This is a genomic window from Pseudaquabacterium terrae (assembly GCF_013266755.1).
Classification (GTDB): Bacteria; Pseudomonadota; Gammaproteobacteria; order Burkholderiales; family Burkholderiaceae_C; genus Pseudaquabacterium; species Pseudaquabacterium terrae.
The window spans coordinates 119,235-134,057 of record NZ_JABRWJ010000006.1 but is presented as its reverse complement, the minus strand read 5'-3'; the positions used below and the strand labels follow the sequence as shown (position 1 = coordinate 134,057).

The 14,823-nt window shown below is 69.5% G+C and carries 11 protein-coding genes; 5 read left to right on the top strand and 6 right to left on the bottom strand.

The window, feature by feature from the left end:
• Positions 1–126: 126 nt before the first annotated feature.
• The 3 genes from HLB44_RS19910 to HLB44_RS19900 form a co-directional block, all read right to left on the bottom strand.
• The gene (locus HLB44_RS19910; RefSeq protein ID WP_173125831.1) at positions 127–1,035 is read right to left on the bottom strand and encodes an alpha/beta fold hydrolase; all 909 of its coding nucleotides are present in this window, start codon (positions 1,033–1,035) and stop codon (positions 127–129) included.
• Positions 1,032–1,169, bottom strand: coding sequence for a hypothetical protein (locus HLB44_RS19905; RefSeq protein ID WP_173125829.1), 138 nt, complete (start codon positions 1,167–1,169; stop codon positions 1,032–1,034). Before HLB44_RS19905 ends, HLB44_RS19910 begins: the two co-directional genes overlap by 4 nt.
• 94 nt (positions 1,170–1,263) lie before the next feature.
• Complete coding sequence (locus HLB44_RS19900; RefSeq protein ID WP_173125827.1) at positions 1,264–1,908, bottom strand: TetR/AcrR family transcriptional regulator; 645 nt, start codon at positions 1,906–1,908, stop codon at positions 1,264–1,266.
• Between the two features lie 131 nt (positions 1,909–2,039).
• Here HLB44_RS19900 and HLB44_RS19895 point away from each other — a divergent pair, with 131 nt between their 5' ends.
• From HLB44_RS19895 to HLB44_RS19885, 3 genes are all read left to right on the top strand, one after another.
• Positions 2,040–4,985, top strand: a complete 2,946-nt coding sequence (locus HLB44_RS19895; protein WP_173125825.1) for a PAS domain S-box protein — start codon at positions 2,040–2,042, stop codon at positions 4,983–4,985.
• Positions 4,986–5,056: 71 nt separating this feature from the next.
• Positions 5,057–6,355 (top strand): Fic family protein, encoded by a 1,299-nt coding sequence (locus tag HLB44_RS19890; RefSeq protein WP_173125823.1) that lies wholly within the window; start codon positions 5,057–5,059, stop codon positions 6,353–6,355.
• Positions 6,352–7,125, top strand: coding sequence for a substrate-binding periplasmic protein (locus tag HLB44_RS19885; RefSeq protein ID WP_173125821.1), 774 nt, complete (start codon positions 6,352–6,354; stop codon positions 7,123–7,125). Before HLB44_RS19890 ends, HLB44_RS19885 begins: the two co-directional genes overlap by 4 nt.
• Positions 7,126–7,148: 23 nt before the next feature.
• On the opposite strand, the gene HLB44_RS19880 is transcribed toward HLB44_RS19885, so the two are convergent.
• From HLB44_RS19880 to HLB44_RS19870, 3 genes are read right to left on the bottom strand one after another with little or no spacing between them, the layout of a single operon-like run.
• Positions 7,149–8,849, bottom strand: a complete 1,701-nt coding sequence (locus tag HLB44_RS19880; RefSeq protein ID WP_173125819.1) for an ABC transporter ATP-binding protein — start codon at positions 8,847–8,849, stop codon at positions 7,149–7,151.
• Between the two features lie 7 nt (positions 8,850–8,856).
• Entirely contained in the window at positions 8,857–9,936 is a 1,080-nt protein-coding gene (locus HLB44_RS19875; RefSeq protein WP_173125817.1) for an ABC transporter permease, read from the bottom strand.
• Positions 9,933–10,871, bottom strand: a complete 939-nt coding sequence (locus HLB44_RS19870; RefSeq protein WP_173125815.1) for an ABC transporter permease — start codon at positions 10,869–10,871, stop codon at positions 9,933–9,935. The genes HLB44_RS19875 and HLB44_RS19870 overlap by 4 nt, the downstream gene beginning before the upstream one ends.
• Before the next feature lie 328 nt (positions 10,872–11,199).
• On the opposite strand from HLB44_RS19870, the gene HLB44_RS19865 reads away from it, so the two are divergent.
• Positions 11,200–12,975, top strand: a complete 1,776-nt coding sequence (locus tag HLB44_RS19865; RefSeq protein WP_246312368.1) for an ABC transporter substrate-binding protein — start codon at positions 11,200–11,202, stop codon at positions 12,973–12,975.
• Positions 12,972–14,810, top strand: coding sequence for an ABC transporter substrate-binding protein (locus HLB44_RS19860; protein ID WP_343051419.1), 1,839 nt, complete (start codon positions 12,972–12,974; stop codon positions 14,808–14,810). The genes HLB44_RS19865 and HLB44_RS19860 overlap by 4 nt, the downstream gene beginning before the upstream one ends.
• The last annotated feature ends 13 nt before the right edge of the window (positions 14,811–14,823 follow it).

The following is a 14,823-nucleotide window of genomic DNA, read 5'->3' as shown; positions in this document are numbered from 1 at the left end:
GGAACAGCGCGCGCCGGACAACATGGGGTGCCCAGTGTACGGAGCCGACCCGGCGCGCCGCGCGCAAAAATGCGCGGCTTCGGACCGGGGAAACCCCGTCGTGCGGGGCCGCGCCGGCGGCGCTCGCTACCGACCGGCCGAGACGTGCGCCAGCAGCCGCTCGAGCACGCCTGCGTCGGCCAGGATGCGCCGGTGGCCGAGCTCGCGGGTGGTCTCCAGCCGCGCGCCGGAGATCGCCGCGGCCAGCCGCTCGGCACCGGCCAGCGGCGCGGTGCGGTCGTCCTGGTCATGCAGCAGCAGCGCCGGCTGCACCAGCCGCGCACCGAGCCAGGCCGCCTCGAACTCGTGCATCGGCACGCCCGTGTGGCGCTCGAACCAGGCCTGCATGCGCGCAGCCAGCGGTTCGCCGGCGCCGAGCACCCCCGCGAACCAGCGCAGGAACAGCCGCGGCGGCGGCGACACCGCGACCAGCGCCAGGCGCACGGCCGGCAGCCCGCGCGCCAGCGCGTGCGCCGCTGCCAGCCCGCCGAGCGAATGCGCCACCACCGCATGCCACGGCCCGAGCGCGGCGCTGACGGCGAAGAGCGCCCGCACCCACTGCGGCAGGTTCGCGCGCCGGCCATCGCTGCGGCCGTGCGCCGGCAGGTCGAGCAGGACCGGGTCGAACCCGGCAGCGGCCAGGCGGTCGCCGAGCACACGCCATTGCTGCGCATCGCCGGCCCAGCCGTGCACCAGCAGCACCTTCGGCGCGCCGGGTGCGACATCGCTGCGTTGCCAGGTCGCCAGCGTGCCGTCCTCGAAGCGGTGGCGCCGCGCCGTCCACGGTGCGGGCACCGGCTTCGCACGGGCGTGCCGTTTGCCCGGCAGCGGGGTGCAGAACAGCGCCATCGCCAGCCGCGTGCCGAGCGCCGGCGACCAGCGCTGCAGCGTGCGCAGCAGCGCCCCGGCGAGCCGCGCGCCGGGTGTCGCATAGAAGGCCGCAGCCGGGTTGGCGGCCGCCGCAGGCGGCGCGATGCCAGCGCCGGAAACACTCACGGCCGGCCCCCCGTGTCGCCTTCGACCAGGCCGAAGTCGGCATTGCGGCTCGGCAGCGCCGACCACAGGCGCCAGGCGGCACGTGCGACGCGGCCGACGATGTACAGCAGCAACAGGATCAGGATCAGGCTCATGACGGTCTCCAGGAAGGAGCAGCAGGCTTCGGCAAGTTAGCACGATCGTGCGAAATCAGGCCGAAGTTGAGATCACGCGGGGCGTTCATGGGCCTCAGCGTGGACGGGAAAGAGAGGCGGCCGGTGCCGCGGCCGCAGGCGCCAGCGCGGCCTGCACCACCCGTTGCCAGGCGGTCCAGGTGCGGTCGGGCGCGCGCGCATCGTCGAGGAAGCGCGCGTCGCGCATCAGCCCGGTGAACAGCGCATCCATCTCGAAGACGATCTGCTCGGCATCGGTGTCCGGCTTGAGGTGCCCGGCGTCGATGGCCTGGATCACGGTGCGCTTGAGCGCACTGCGCCAGCGCAGCACGCCGTCCTTCAGCCGGTCACGCACGGGGCCATCGCGGTCGTCGTACTCGAATGCACCGGCGCAGTAGATGCAACCGGTGCTCAGCTCGACCGTGCGCACGCGCTGCAGCCACAGCCGCATGATCGCGTCGAGCCGCGGCAGGCCGCGCGGCTCGCGCATCGCCGGCACGAAGACGTCCTGCAGGAAGCGGCGATCGTATTCCTCGACCACCGCGCACTGCAGTGCCTCGCGCGAGCCGACGCGCGAGAACACGCCGCTCTTCGACAGCCCGAGCCGCTTGGCGACCTCGCCGATCGTCAGGCTCTCGAGCCCATCGGCTGCCGCCATCTGCAAGGCGGTGTCGACGATCGCCGTCAGCGTGAGGCCGCTGCGTTCGGTCCGGGTTTCCATGGGCCGCACGATAGCACGACCGTGCGAAATCCGTGCAAGCAACAGGGCCATCGCCGGTTTGCCGCGCGGCCCCGAGCCGCGCGCCGGCCAGCCGCTAACATCGCCCGCAGCGGCCCGCCGCCGAAGGACGCATGCGCCACGACCCCGATCGAGCCGAGCCCGCGGACCGCGGCGCGGCGGAAACGCCGCCGCTTCCACCCGCGCAGACGCCGCTGTTCGAGCCTGCAGGTGCGCTGCCGGAGCCTGCCGAAGCGCCACTGCCGCCCCACGACGAATTCGCCCGGCTGGCAGCGCGCGTGCTGTGCCGCTTCGTGCTGCTGCTCGGCGGTCTGCTGCTGGCCTCGGCCGCCATCGAAGCCGTGCTCGCGGACAACGTCGGCCGCGTGCCGCTGCGCGCCTGGCTGGCCATCGTCGCAATGCTCGGCGGCGGCATCGGGCTGCTGCTCGAGCGCCAGGGCCGGCACCGGGCGGCGAGCCTGACGATCGTCTTGGTGTTGTTGCTCGCCGCGCTCGGCCATGCGGCGGGTTCCGGGCTCGGCTTGCATTCGCTGGCACTGGCCGGTATCAGCCTGCTGGTGGTGATTGCCGGCGTGCTGCTGACCTTGCGCGCCGCGCTGCTGGTCGCTGGCTTGCACCTGGCCGGCGTCGTTGCGCTGTACATCGCTCAGCGCGAGGGCTGGCTGCTCGCGCCGGACGCGGCGCTGCGGCTGGTGCCCGAGGCGCGGCTGATCGGGCTGGTGCTGCTGATCGGCGCCGCGCTGCTGGGCGCGCTGACCCTGTCGCGACCGCTGCAGCGCAGCCTGCAGCGCGCCTTGAACCAGGAGCGGCGGCTGAGCCAGCTGCTGCGGCTGGGCAGCGATTGGGCCTGGGAGCTCGGCCCCGACGGCCGCATCCAGATGCTGACGCCCTCGTTCGAGCACCACACCGGCCGCACGGTCGCCGAGTTCCTGCAGCTCGGCCGGCCCGGGGGCCCCAGCATCGTCGACGACCACGACTGGCGCGCCGTGCAGCAGGCGCTGCGTTCGCACGCCCCCTTCCGCGAACTGGTCGTCAGCTACCGCTGCGTCGACGACAGCCTGCTCGTCGTCAAGGCCAGCGGCGAGCCGATGCGCGACGAGCGCGGCCGTTTTCTGGGCTGGTGGGGCGTCAGCCGCAACGTCACCGCCGAGATCCAGTCGCAGCGCGAGCTGCAGCGCTCGCGCGACATGCTCGACCGGCTGTTCCGCGAATCGCCCGACGCGATCTTCGTCGCCCCGGTGGTCAGCGGCAAGCTGACGATGTTCAACGACGCCTTCATGCGGCTGACCGGCTTCGGCGAAGAGGAGCTGCTCGGCCGCAACGGAATCGAGCTCGGCCTGTGGCGCGGGTCGGCGCAGCCGCTGCTGCTGCGCGACCAGCTGCTGCAGCAAGGGCTTCTGCGCGACCAGCGCTCGGTGATCTTCAACAAGAGCGGCGAACGGCGCCACGTGCTGATCAGCGCCGGCCGCTTCGAGTGGGACGGCGAGGCGGTGGGTGTCTTCAGCGCGCGCGACATCACCGAGGTCGAACGGGCCTGGGCCGAAGGCGAGGCGATCCTGAACAACGCGTCGGTCGGCGTCGCGCTGGTGCGCGAGCACGTGTTCGAGCGCATCAACCCGGCCTTCGAGCGCATGTACGGCCGCCCGGTCGGCTCGCTGCGCGGTGCGCCGGTGGCGGCGCTGTTCGTCAAGTCGCGCCACTTCGAGCGCTTCTTCGCCGTCGCCGACGAGGCCTTCGCGCGCGGCGAGACGGTCGACGTGGAACGCCGTGCGTTGCGGCCCGACGGCAGCACGCTGCTGGTGCGACTGCGCGGCCGGGCCGTCGATGGCGCGCGGCCGCGCGAGAGCGGCGCGATCTGGGTCGCCGAGGACATCAGCGAGAGCCGCCGCGTCGAGCAGGCGCTGGCCGAGGCGCGCAACCAGGCCGAAGCCGCCAGCCAGGCCAAGAGCGCTTTCCTGGCCAGCATGAGCCACGAGATCCGCACGCCGCTGAACGGCGTGCTCGGCCTGGCGCGGCTGCTGCTCGATCCGGCGCTCGATGCGACGCAGCGCCAGGACTACCTGCGGCTGCTCGCCGAATCGGCCGAAGGCCTGTCGGGCATCGTCTCGGGCGTGCTCGACCTGACGAAGATCGAGGCCGGCCGGCTGCAGGTCGAGCGCGTGCCCTTCGACCTCGCCGGCCTGGTCGACAGCGCGTTCGGCGCCTTCGCGACGCTGGGCCGCGAACGCGGCCTCGAGATGCGCTGCGAGATCGACGAGGCGCTGCCGCTGCGCGTGCTGGGCGATCCGGTGCGGCTGCGCCAGATCCTGTCGAACTACCTGAGCAACGCGCTGAAGTTCACGCACCGCGGGACGATCACTTTGCGTGTCATCGCGACCGCCGCGCCGCAGGTCCGACTGGTCGTCGAGGACAGCGGCATCGGCGTCGCGCCGCAGGTGCGCGAGCGGCTGTTCCAGCCCTTCGAGCAGGCTGACGGTTCGACGACGCGGCGCTTCGGCGGCACCGGGCTGGGCCTGTCGATCTGCCGCCAGCTCGCCGAGCTGATGGGCGGCGCCGTCGGCATGGACAGCGACGGCAGCAGCGGCAGCGTGTTCTGGCTCGAGCTGCCGCTGCCCGAGGTGACCGACAGCGCCGGCAGCGACTCGGCGGGCGCGGGCATCGCGCCGCCGCAGGCGCTGGACGGCCTGCGCGTGCTGGTCGCTGAGGACAATCCTGTCAACATGTTGATCATCGTCGCGCTGCTGCGCCGGCTCGGCGCGCTGCCGCTGGAGGCCGAGAACGGCGAGCAGGCATTGGCGCTGGCGCGTGCGCAGGCGGCCACGCTGGATGCCGTGCTGATGGACCTGCACATGCCCGTGCTCGATGGCCTGGCCGCCGCCCGGGCGCTGCGCGAGGACCCGCGCACCGCTGCGCTGCCGGTGATCGCGCTGTCGGCCGCGGTGCTGGAGATCGAGCGCCAGCAGGCGCGGCAGGCGGGGATGTGCGACTTCATCGCCAAGCCGGTCGACCAGGCGGAGCTGCTGCGGGCGCTGGGGCGGCTGCGGCCGGTGCAGATCTGAGGCTATAGATTAGCCGCAAATTGAGCCGCAATACCGTACAAAATTCGTTACCTGACAATACATTACGGCTCATGAAGGAGTCGCAAAACAAGCCGCAACCAAAGCTTCGCCTGTTCGACGAACCGACGGACATGGAGCCCTTGCTGCCGCGCGAGTCCGTGCTGCACGATGCCCTGGCGATGGCGCATGACCTGCGCACCGAGGCGGCGCGCCTGAGCGGCATGTGCCGGCCCAACGTCAGCGACGAGTTGGCCGTCTTCCTGCGGGCAATGAATTCGTACTACTCCAACAAGATCGAGGGCCAGCACACGCGTCCGCTCGATCTCGAGAGGGCGCTGCACGCCGACTTCTCGGCCGATCTCGACAAGGCGCGATTGCAGAGGCTGGCGCTCGCCCACATCGAGACCGAGCAGTGGATCGCCGGCCAGCAGTGGTCGACGGCGACGCTCTACGCCGCCGACACCGTGACCCGGCTCCATGAGCACCTGTTCGGCCAGTTGTCGGAAGCCGACCGCACCCACCTCGACAAGACCAGCGGCGACGTCATCGTCACCGCGCCCGGCCACCTTCGCGAACGCAACGTCAGCGTATCGCGCCATGTCGCGCCGGCAATCAACGACGTGCCTGCGATGCTCGAACGCTGGTCGGTGATATACGGCTCGGCGCGCCGTGGCGAGATGCAGGTGGTCGCCGCCGCGGCATCGCATCACCGGCTGGCCTGGATCCATCCCTTCATCGACGGCAACGGCCGCGCCGCCCGCCTGCACACCTTGGCCGTGCTGCGCGGTCTCGGCCTGACTGACGGGCTGTGGTCGCCGTTGCGCGGCCTGGCGCGCGGTGCCGATGCCTATGCCGAGAAGCTTGCCAACGCCGACATGGCGCGCGCCGGCGATCTCGATGGCCGCGGCCAGCGCAGCGAGCGCTTTCTCGTCGAATGGATCGAACACTTCATCGCCGTGTGCCTGGACCAGGTCCGCTTCATGACCGGCCTGCTCGATCTGGCTGGCGTCGAGTCGCGCCTGGCGGCGCTGCTGGCGCATGAGCAGCACACGGTCAAGAGCGGCGTGCGCATCGAGGCACTGCGCCCGCTGCACTACCTGTTCGCGACCCAGCGCGAGCTCGATCGCCGCGACTTCGCTGCGATGACCGGCCTGGGCGAGCGCACGGCGTCGGGGCTGATCGCCGCGCTGCTCAAGCGGGCGCTGCTGCGCAGCGACACGCCGCGCGGGCCGCTGCGCTTCGCGGTGCCGCTGCATGCGCTGCGGCTGCTTTTTCCGAACCTGTGGCCGGAAGCCGAGGCCGATGCGGCCCAGAATGACGGACGCCCAAGACCCGACTCTTCCCGACACTCCTCCGGCGAACTTCGATGAAGCCTGCTGTCGTGCCTCGCCTGCTGCTCGGCGGCTCCCTGCTGTGTCTTGCCATGGCTTGCCCGGCACGCACGATCAAGGTCTGCATCCCCGCCAATCCCTTTCCGCCGCTGACCTTTCCCGATCGCGAAGGCCAGGGGCAATGGCTGGTGCGCAAGGCCGTGGAGCGCCAGGGCGACGCCGTGGAATTCGAGGCCGTGCCGTGGGTGCGCTGCACCGACGGCGTGGCGGCCGGCACCTACGACGTCGCGATGCCGCCATCGGCCCATGCCGCCTTCCTGCCGACCATGGCATTCCCGATGGCTGCCGGCCAGGTCGACCAGGGCCGGGCCGTCGGCAGCGTCACGCTGGTGGCGCTGCGGCGCGTCGGCAGCAGGGCCTACTGGGACGGCACGAGCTTCTCCGGGCTCACCACGCCGGTCATGTTCAACAAGGGCGTCGTCACCGTCCGCGAGAAGCTGGCCAGGCTCGGCGTGCCTGGCGACGAGGGCGCCAGCGCCAACGAGTCGCTGCTGAACAAGCTGCTGCTCGGCCGCGGCGAGATCCTGGTGCTCAACGCGCAGCAGGCCGCGGAGGAAGTGGCCAGCGACGAATTCCGAGGCAAGCTCGAGATTCTGCCGACGCCCTTTCTCAGCTTCACGCTGCACGCGGCGTTCAACCGCAAATTCCAGGCGGCGCAGCCGGCCTATGTCGAAGCGATATGGACCGAGATCGGCCGCCTGCGCGCGTCGCCGGAATGGAGCCGGGTCGCGCCGACGCTGGCGAAGTGAACGGTGGCCGCTGACAATAAGCGTTAGGCCACCGTCGCCGCCACCCGATCCGGCGACCAGCCGCGCGGCACGGCGCCGAGCAGGCGCTTGGTGTAGTCCTGCTGCGGCGCGGCCAGGATCTGCGCGGCGCTGGCTTGCTCGACCACCTCGCCGTCCTTCATCACCAGCACCTCGTCGCTGATGAAGCGCACGACCGCCAGGTCGTGGCTGATGAAGACGTAGGACAGGCCGAGCTCGTCCTGCAGGTCGCGCAGCAGGTTCAGCACCTGCGCCTGCACCGAGACGTCGAGTGCGCTGACCGCTTCGTCGAGCACCAGCACCTCGGGGTCCAAGGTCAGGCAGCGGGCGATCGCCACGCGCTGGCGCTGGCCGCCAGAGAACTCGTGCGGGTACTTGCCGAAAGCCGTGGAGTCGAGGCCGACCTTGGCCAGCAGCGCATGCGCGCGCGCCTCGCGTTCGGCGGTCGAGCCGCCGATGCCGTGAATGCTCATCGGCTCGACCAGCGTCTGCCCGATCGTGAAGCGCGGGTTCAGCGACGCATACGGGTTCTGGAACACGATCTGGATGCGCCGGCGCATGTGCTGGCGCTCGCGGTCGGTCAAGGTCAGCAGGTTCTTGCCGTCGAAGATCACCTCGCCGCCGGTCGGCTCGTGCAGCCGCAAGAGTGTGAGCCCCATCGTCGTCTTGCCGGAGCCGGATTCGCCGACGACGCCGAGCGTGTGGCCCTTGCGCAGCTGGAAGTTGACGTCGCGCACGGCGCGGAATTCGCGCTTGCCGAACAGGCCGTCGCGCAGCCAGAAGCTCTTGGCCAGCGATCGGACCTCCAGCACCACCGGCGCGGTCGGGTCCTTCGGCTTCGCGGTCTTGCGTGCGCCCCCATCGCCGGACTCGCTGGCGATGTGCTCGTCGATCACCGTCAGCCGCGCCGGCGTGTCGGTGAGGCTCGGCCGGCAGGCCAGCAGTGCGCGGGTGTAGGCGTCCTCAGGGGCCGAGAAGATGCGCGCGACCGCGGCCTGCTCGCGCACGATGCCATGGCGCATCACGACGACGTGGTCCGAGATCTCGCCGACGACACCGAGGTCGTGGCTGATGAACAGCACGCTCATGCGGTGCCGCTCCTTCAGCTTCGCCAGCAGCTCGAGGATCTGGCGCTGGATCGTCACGTCGAGCGCGGTGGTCGGCTCGTCGGCGATCAGCAGCTTGGGCTCGCACGACAGCGCCATCGCGATCATCACGCGCTGCTGCTGGCCGCCGGACATCTCGTGCGGATAGGACTTCAGGCGCCGCTTCGGCTCCGGGATGCCGACCTCGTTGAGCAGCGCCTCGGCACGTTCGATCGCTTGTCGGCCGCCCATGCCGAGGTGCTTGATCAGCGGCTCGGCCAGTTGCTGGCCGACGGTGAACACCGGGTTCAGCGAGCTCATCGGGTCCTGGAACACGCAGGCGATCTCGCGCCCGCGCAGCGCTTGCAGCTCGGGCAGCGTGGCCTGCAGCAGGTCGCGGCCCTGGTACAGGATGCGGCCCTCGCGCCGCGCGTTGTCGGGCAGCAGGTTCAGCACGCTCATCGCGGTGACGCTCTTGCCGGAGCCCGATTCGCCGACCAGCGCGACGGTGGAATTCTCGGGGATGTCGAAGCTGACGCCCCGGACGGCTTGCGCCAGCGTCTTGCTGCCGCGCTCGCCCATGCGGAACGCGACCTTCAGGTCTTGGATGCTCAGAAGCATGGGGTTCTCATTCGGCGCCGCGGAGTTTCGGATCGAGCGCGTCACGCCAGGCATCGGCCATCAGCGAGAACGCGGTGACGAAGACCGCCATGAAGAGGGTGGCGGCGGCCAGCTGCCACCAATGGCCGAGGATCAGCTCGGCCTGCGATTCGGCGAGCATCGTGCCCCAGCTGACCTGGTCGATCGGCACGCCCAGGCCCAGGTACGACAGGATCACCTCGCTCTTGATGAAGCCGACCACCAGCAGCGACATGCGCACCAGCACCACGTGGCTGACGTTGGGCAGGATATGGCGGAACATGCGCGCGGTGGTCGAGGCGCCGATCGCCTCGGCCGCGCGCACGTACTCGCGCGTCGAGTGCTTGATGAACTCGGCCCGCACTTGTCTGTACAAGTCGGTCCAGCCGACCAGGCCGAGGATGATCACGATGGTCCAGATGCCGCGCGGAATGATCGCGTCGGCGCGGTTCAGCACCGCGGCCAGCGTGAAGATCAAGAGGATGCTGGGGATCGACGTGAAGACGGTGTAGAGCCACTCGAGGAAGTCGCCGATCTTGCCGCCGAAGAAGCCCGACAGCGCGCCCAGCAGCGTGCCGAGCACGGTGGCCATCACGGCCGCCAGCACGCCGACGGCCACCGACACCTGCGTGCCCTTGATCGCCTTGTCGAGCACGTCGCGGCCGAGGCGGTCGCCGCCGAAGGGCAGCGTCTCGGCCTTGACCGTGTCGCTGCTCTTCAACTTGGCGGCGCGCTCTTCCCATTCCTTGTAGCGCGGCGCCAGCGGATCGATCGCCGACAGGTCGACGTTCGGCCCCTTCGGCGCGGCGATCGCGCCGGTGGCTTCGGCCGGCTTCGGGCCGACGAAGTGCGGCGGCGCGTTGGCAACGCCCACCTCGCGCTGCCAGTCCTGGGCCACCAGGCCGATGCCGGCCAGCAGGATCATCAGCAGGAAGCCGGCGACGATCAGCAGCGACGTGAGGCCGACGCGGTCGCCGCGAAAGCGCCGCCAGGCGGCATGCCAGACGCCTTCGGATTTCGGGGCGGTGGCGACCGGTGGGGTCACCGAAGTGGGGAGGACTGCACTCATTTGAGGACCACCCGCGGATCGACCACTTTGTAGAGGATGTCGGTGGCGAGGTTGATGAACATCGTCAGCACCGCCAGGTAGACGGTGGTCGCCTGGATCACCGGATAGTCGCTGCGGTTGACTGCCAGCAGCACTTCGCGGCCGAGGCCGGGAATCGAGAAGAAGACCTCGATCAGGAACGAGCCGACGAAGATCGACGGCAGCGCCAGGCCGACGTTGGTCAGGATCGGGATCATCGCGTTGCGCAGCACGTGCTTGAACAGCACGGTGCGTTCGGTCAGGCCCTTGGCGCGCGCGGTGCGCACGTAGTCATGGCCGAGCTCGTCGAGGAAGAAGCTGCGGTACAGCCGCGTCTGCGGCGACACGCCGACCAGCACCGCCAGCATCACCGGCAGCGGCACGTAGGTCGTCAGGTTGGTCCACGTCGAATCGCTCCAGCCCTGCACCGGGAACCAGCCGAACTGGAAACCGAACAGGTACTGGCCGACGATGATGTAGACCAGGAAGCTGATCGACAGCGCGACGGTCGTCACGACCATCAGCGACCGGTCGGTCAGCGAGCCGCGCACGTAGGCCACGCCCAGCGCGATCGGGATCGCCAGCATCGTGTCGAGCAGCAGGATCGGGATCATCACCGTCAGCGTCGCCGGCAGCCGTGTCGCGAACAGGTTGCTGACCGCCTCGTTGGTGGCCCAGCTGCGGCCCCAGTCGAAGGTGGCGATCTGCTTGATGAAGATCCACAGCTGCACGTACCACGGCTCGTCGAGCTTCAGCTGCTGGCGGATCGCCGCGATCTGCTCGGCGGTGGCATTCAAACCGCCGAGGATTTCAGCGGGATCGCCGCCGAAGAAATGAAACAGCACGAACACCAGCAGCACGACGCCGATCAAGGTCGGAATCATTTGCCACAGGCGTCGTATCAGGTAGGCCAGCATGACACTCAGCTCCAGACACGGGGTTGGGGGTCGCACCGGCTCGTGCCCGGCTCTCCCCCAATTTCAGGATGCGGGAGTTTAGGGGGGCGCGGATACCCGACCGCCCTATCGCAAACCCCGTGCCGGGGCACTTGTCTAGGCGGGTGGCTCTAGTCGTACGGCCGGGCTAATCGGGATGCGGCGCTCGGACCGGCGCCTTAGACTCGGCGCCATCTTCACCCGCTGTCCGCGCGCCGCCCGTACCCTGGGCTTGCGTGCCCCCGCCGAGATGAGCCACCCCTCGCTCCTGGCACTGACCACGAGTCTGATGCTGCTTTTGTCCGCTGCCATGCCCGCCGTGGCCGCCGATGCGCCGGCGCCGGCCGCGGCCCCGAAAACACTGCGTTATGCCTTCCGCGTCGCCGAGACCGCGTTCGATCCGGCGCAGATCACCGACCTGTATTCGCGCACCGTGTCGGCCAACATCTTCGAGGCGCCGCTGGCGTTCGCGTGGATGGCGCGGCCGGTCAAGCTGCGCCCGGCCACGGCGGCGGCGATGCCCGAGGTGTCGGCCGATTTCAAGACGATCACCATCCGCATCCAGCCCGGCATCTACTTCGCCGACGACCCGGCCTTCAAGGGCCAGCGGCGCGAGCTGACCGCCGCGGACTACGTCTACGCGATCAAGCGCCATTACGACCCGCGCTGGAAGAGCGGCAACCTCTACCTGCTGGAGAACGCCAAGATCCTGGGATTGAGCGAGCTGCGCAAGGAGCTGATGGCAGCGAAGAAGCCGTTCGACTACGACCGCGAGGTCGAGGGCTTGCGCGCGCTGGACCGCTACACGCTGCAGTTCCGCTTCGGCGAGCCGCAGCCGCGCTTCCTGTACCTGCTGGCCGACGGATCGTTCACCGGTGCGATGGCGCGCGAGGTGGTCGAGCTCTACGACGACAAGATCGGCGCGCATCCGGTCGGCACCGGGCCGTTCAAGCTGACGCAGTGGGTGCGTTCGTCGAAGATGGTGCTGGAGCGCAACCCCGGCTACCGCGAGGTCTACTACGACGAGCAGCCGCCGGCCGAGCGGCCCGACCTGCAGGCGGCGGCGAAGGCCTTCAAGGGCCGCCGGCTGCCGATGGTCGATCGCATCGAGGTCTCGATCATCGAGGAGAACCAGCCGCGCTGGCTGTCGTTCCTGAACGGCGGGCACGACATGCTCGACGAGCTGCCGCCGGAGTTCGCGACGATCGCGATTCCGAACAACAAGCTGGCGCCGAACCTCGCCAAGCACGGCATCCACATGGAACGCTATCCGCGCGCCGACGTGTCGGTGTCGTACTTCGGCATGGAGCATCCGGTGGTCGGCGGCTACACGCCGGACAAGGTCGCGCTGCGCCGCGCCATTGCGCTGGCGGTGGATGTCGAGCGCGAGATCCAATTGGTGCGGCGCGGCCAGGCGGTGCCCGCGCAATCGCACGTCGGCCCGAACACCTGGGGCTACGACGCCGCCTTCAAGTCGGAGATGGGCGAATTCAGCCGCGCCCGCGCCCGCGCGCTGCTCGACATGCACGGCTACATCGACCGCGACGGCGACGGCTGGCGCGACCTGCCCGACGGCACGCCGCTGCTGCTCGAATACGCCTCGCAGCCGGACCAGCAGAACCGCCAGCTCAACGAGCAGTGGAAGAAGAACATGGATGCAATCGGCATCCGCATCGAGTTCAAGCTGGCCAAGTGGCCGGAGCAGCTGAAGGCCTCGCGCGCCGGCAAGCTGATGATGTGGGGCGTCGGCTGGAGCGCGACGGTGCCTGACGCCGATGCCTTTCTCGAGCTCGGCTACGGGCCGAACAAGGGCCAGGCCAATCACGCGCGCTTCGACCTGCCCGACTACAACCGCCTGCATCAGCAGCAGCGCGTGCTGCCCGATGGCGACGAACGCCGCGCGCTGATCGACGAACAGAAGAAGCTGATGGTCGCCTACATGCCGTACAAGGTCCACGTGCACCGCATCTTCACCGACATGACGCATCCGTGGGTCAAGGGCTACCACCGCAACATCTTCGTGCGCGACTTCTGGAAGTACGTCGATGTCGACATGGACGAGATGAAGAAGCGGACTGCCAAGTGAACCCGCTGCGTCGACTGCTGATGACCGGCATCGGCAGCGCGCCGGTGGCCGCTGCCTTTGCCGGTCCGGCCCCGCAGCCCGTGCCGGCCGATGCCGGCAGGAAGGTGCTGCACCTGGCGTTCAGCTCGTCGGAGAGTGGGCTCGACCCGGCCAAGGTGGTCGACCTGTATTCGCGCACGGTGACGCCGCACATCTTCGAGGCACTGTACAAGTACGACCACCTCGCGCGGCCGGTGAAGATCAAGCCCAACCTGGCCGAGGCCATGCCCGAAGTCTCGCCGGACTTCCGCGTCTGGACGGTCAAGGTGCGGCGCGGCATCTTCTTCGCCGACGATCCGGTCTTCAACGGGGTGAAGCGCGAGCTGGTCGCCGAGGACTTCGTCTACGCGATGAAGCGCTTCTACGACCCGGCCAACAAGAGCCCGGCCATCGGCACCTTGCTGGGCTACGGCTTCGTCGGCATGAAGGCGCTGCGCGACGACGCCACCGAACGCAAGAAGCCGTTCGACTACGACCGGCCCGTCGAGGGTCTGCGGGCGCTCGATCGCTACACCGTGCGCTTCGTGACCGAGCAGCCGCGCCCGCGGCTACTGGAGTTGCTGGCCACGCCGGACCTGTGGGGCGCGGTGGCGCGCGAGGTGGTCGAGTTCTACGGCAACGAGATCGACGCGCATCCGGTAGGCACCGGGCCCTTTCGCCTGAAGCAGTGGCGGCGCGCGTCGCTGATCGTGCTCGAGCGTAACCCGCACTATCGCGACGAGCGCTGGGATGCGGAACCGGCGCCTGACGATGCCGAGGGCCAGGCGATCCTCGCGCGGCTGAAGGGCCGCAAGCTGCCGCTGGTCGACGAGGTGCAGATCTCGATCATCCTCGAGAGCCAGCCGCGCTGGCTGACCTTCCTCAACGGCCGCATCGATGCCCTGGCGACGAATTCGAACCCGCTGCCGCAGGAGTTCGTCGGCGTCGCGATGCCCAATGGCAAGCTCGCGCCGAACCTGGCCAAGCGCGGCATCCTCGGGCGCCAAAACGTCAATGCCGACGTGCACCTGACGATGTTCAACATGGAGCACGCGCTGGTCGGCGGCTACACGCCCGAGAAGGTCGCCTTGCGGCGCGCGATCTCTCTTGGCTACGACGTGCGGCGCGAGATCGATGCCTTCTGGAAAGGCGCGGCGGTGCCGGCGCAGTCCGCGCTGGTGCCGTACACCGTGGGCTACGACGCGGCGTTCAAGTGCGAGTCGAGCGACTACGACCCGGCGCGCGCGAAGGCGCTGCTGGACATGTACGGCTACGTCGACCGCGATGGCGACGGCTGGCGCGAGCAGCCCGACGGCAGCCCGCTGCTGCTGGAGATGATGACCCAGCCCGAGCAGCGCTCGCGCATCCTCGACGAGCTGTGGCAGAAGGCGATGAACGCGTTGGGCCTGCGCATCAAGTTCATCGTCGGCCAGTGGCCCGAGAACCTGAAGGCCGCGCGCAACGGCAAGTACATGGTCTGGCAGTTCGGTCTCTCGGCCGCCGCACCGGACGGCGAGACCGCCGTCGCGCGCTATGTCACCAGCGAGATCGGCAGCCAGAACTACGCGCGCTTCCGCCTGCCGGCGATGGACCGGATCTACGAGCGCCTCCAGGCGCTGCCCGACGGCCAGGAGCGTCGCGCGCTGTTCGACGAGGTCAAGCGCATCGGCGCCGCGTACATGCCGCTGAAGCACCGCGTGCACCGCATGGAATGCGAGCTGCGCCACCCCTGGCTGGTGGGCTACAAGAAGCCCATCTTCTGGCAGGACTGGTGGCACATGGTCGACATCGACGACAGCAAGCGCCCGGCGCGCTGAGCAGGGGAAGACC

What these genes read in the sequence shown, in the direction of transcription:
- HLB44_RS19870 (WP_173125815.1), bottom strand. Translation starts at nt 10,871, where the DNA reads ATGCTGGCCTACCTGATACGACGCCTGTGGCAAATGATTCCGACCTTG.
- HLB44_RS19905 (WP_173125829.1), bottom strand. Translation starts at nt 1,169, where the DNA reads ATGAGCCTGATCCTGATCCTGTTGCTGCTGTACATCGTCGGCCGCGTC.
- HLB44_RS19895 (WP_173125825.1), top strand. Translation starts at nt 2,040, where the DNA reads ATGCGCCACGACCCCGATCGAGCCGAGCCCGCGGACCGCGGCGCGGCG.
- HLB44_RS19890 (WP_173125823.1), top strand. Translation starts at nt 5,057, where the DNA reads ATGAAGGAGTCGCAAAACAAGCCGCAACCAAAGCTTCGCCTGTTCGAC.
- HLB44_RS19865 (WP_246312368.1), top strand. Translation starts at nt 11,200, where the DNA reads ATGCCCGCCGTGGCCGCCGATGCGCCGGCGCCGGCCGCGGCCCCGAAA.
- HLB44_RS19875 (WP_173125817.1), bottom strand. Translation starts at nt 9,936, where the DNA reads ATGAGTGCAGTCCTCCCCACTTCGGTGACCCCACCGGTCGCCACCGCC.
- HLB44_RS19885 (WP_173125821.1), top strand. Translation starts at nt 6,352, where the DNA reads ATGAAGCCTGCTGTCGTGCCTCGCCTGCTGCTCGGCGGCTCCCTGCTG.
- HLB44_RS19900 (WP_173125827.1), bottom strand. Translation starts at nt 1,908, where the DNA reads ATGGAAACCCGGACCGAACGCAGCGGCCTCACGCTGACGGCGATCGTC.
- HLB44_RS19880 (WP_173125819.1), bottom strand. Translation starts at nt 8,849, where the DNA reads ATGCTTCTGAGCATCCAAGACCTGAAGGTCGCGTTCCGCATGGGCGAG.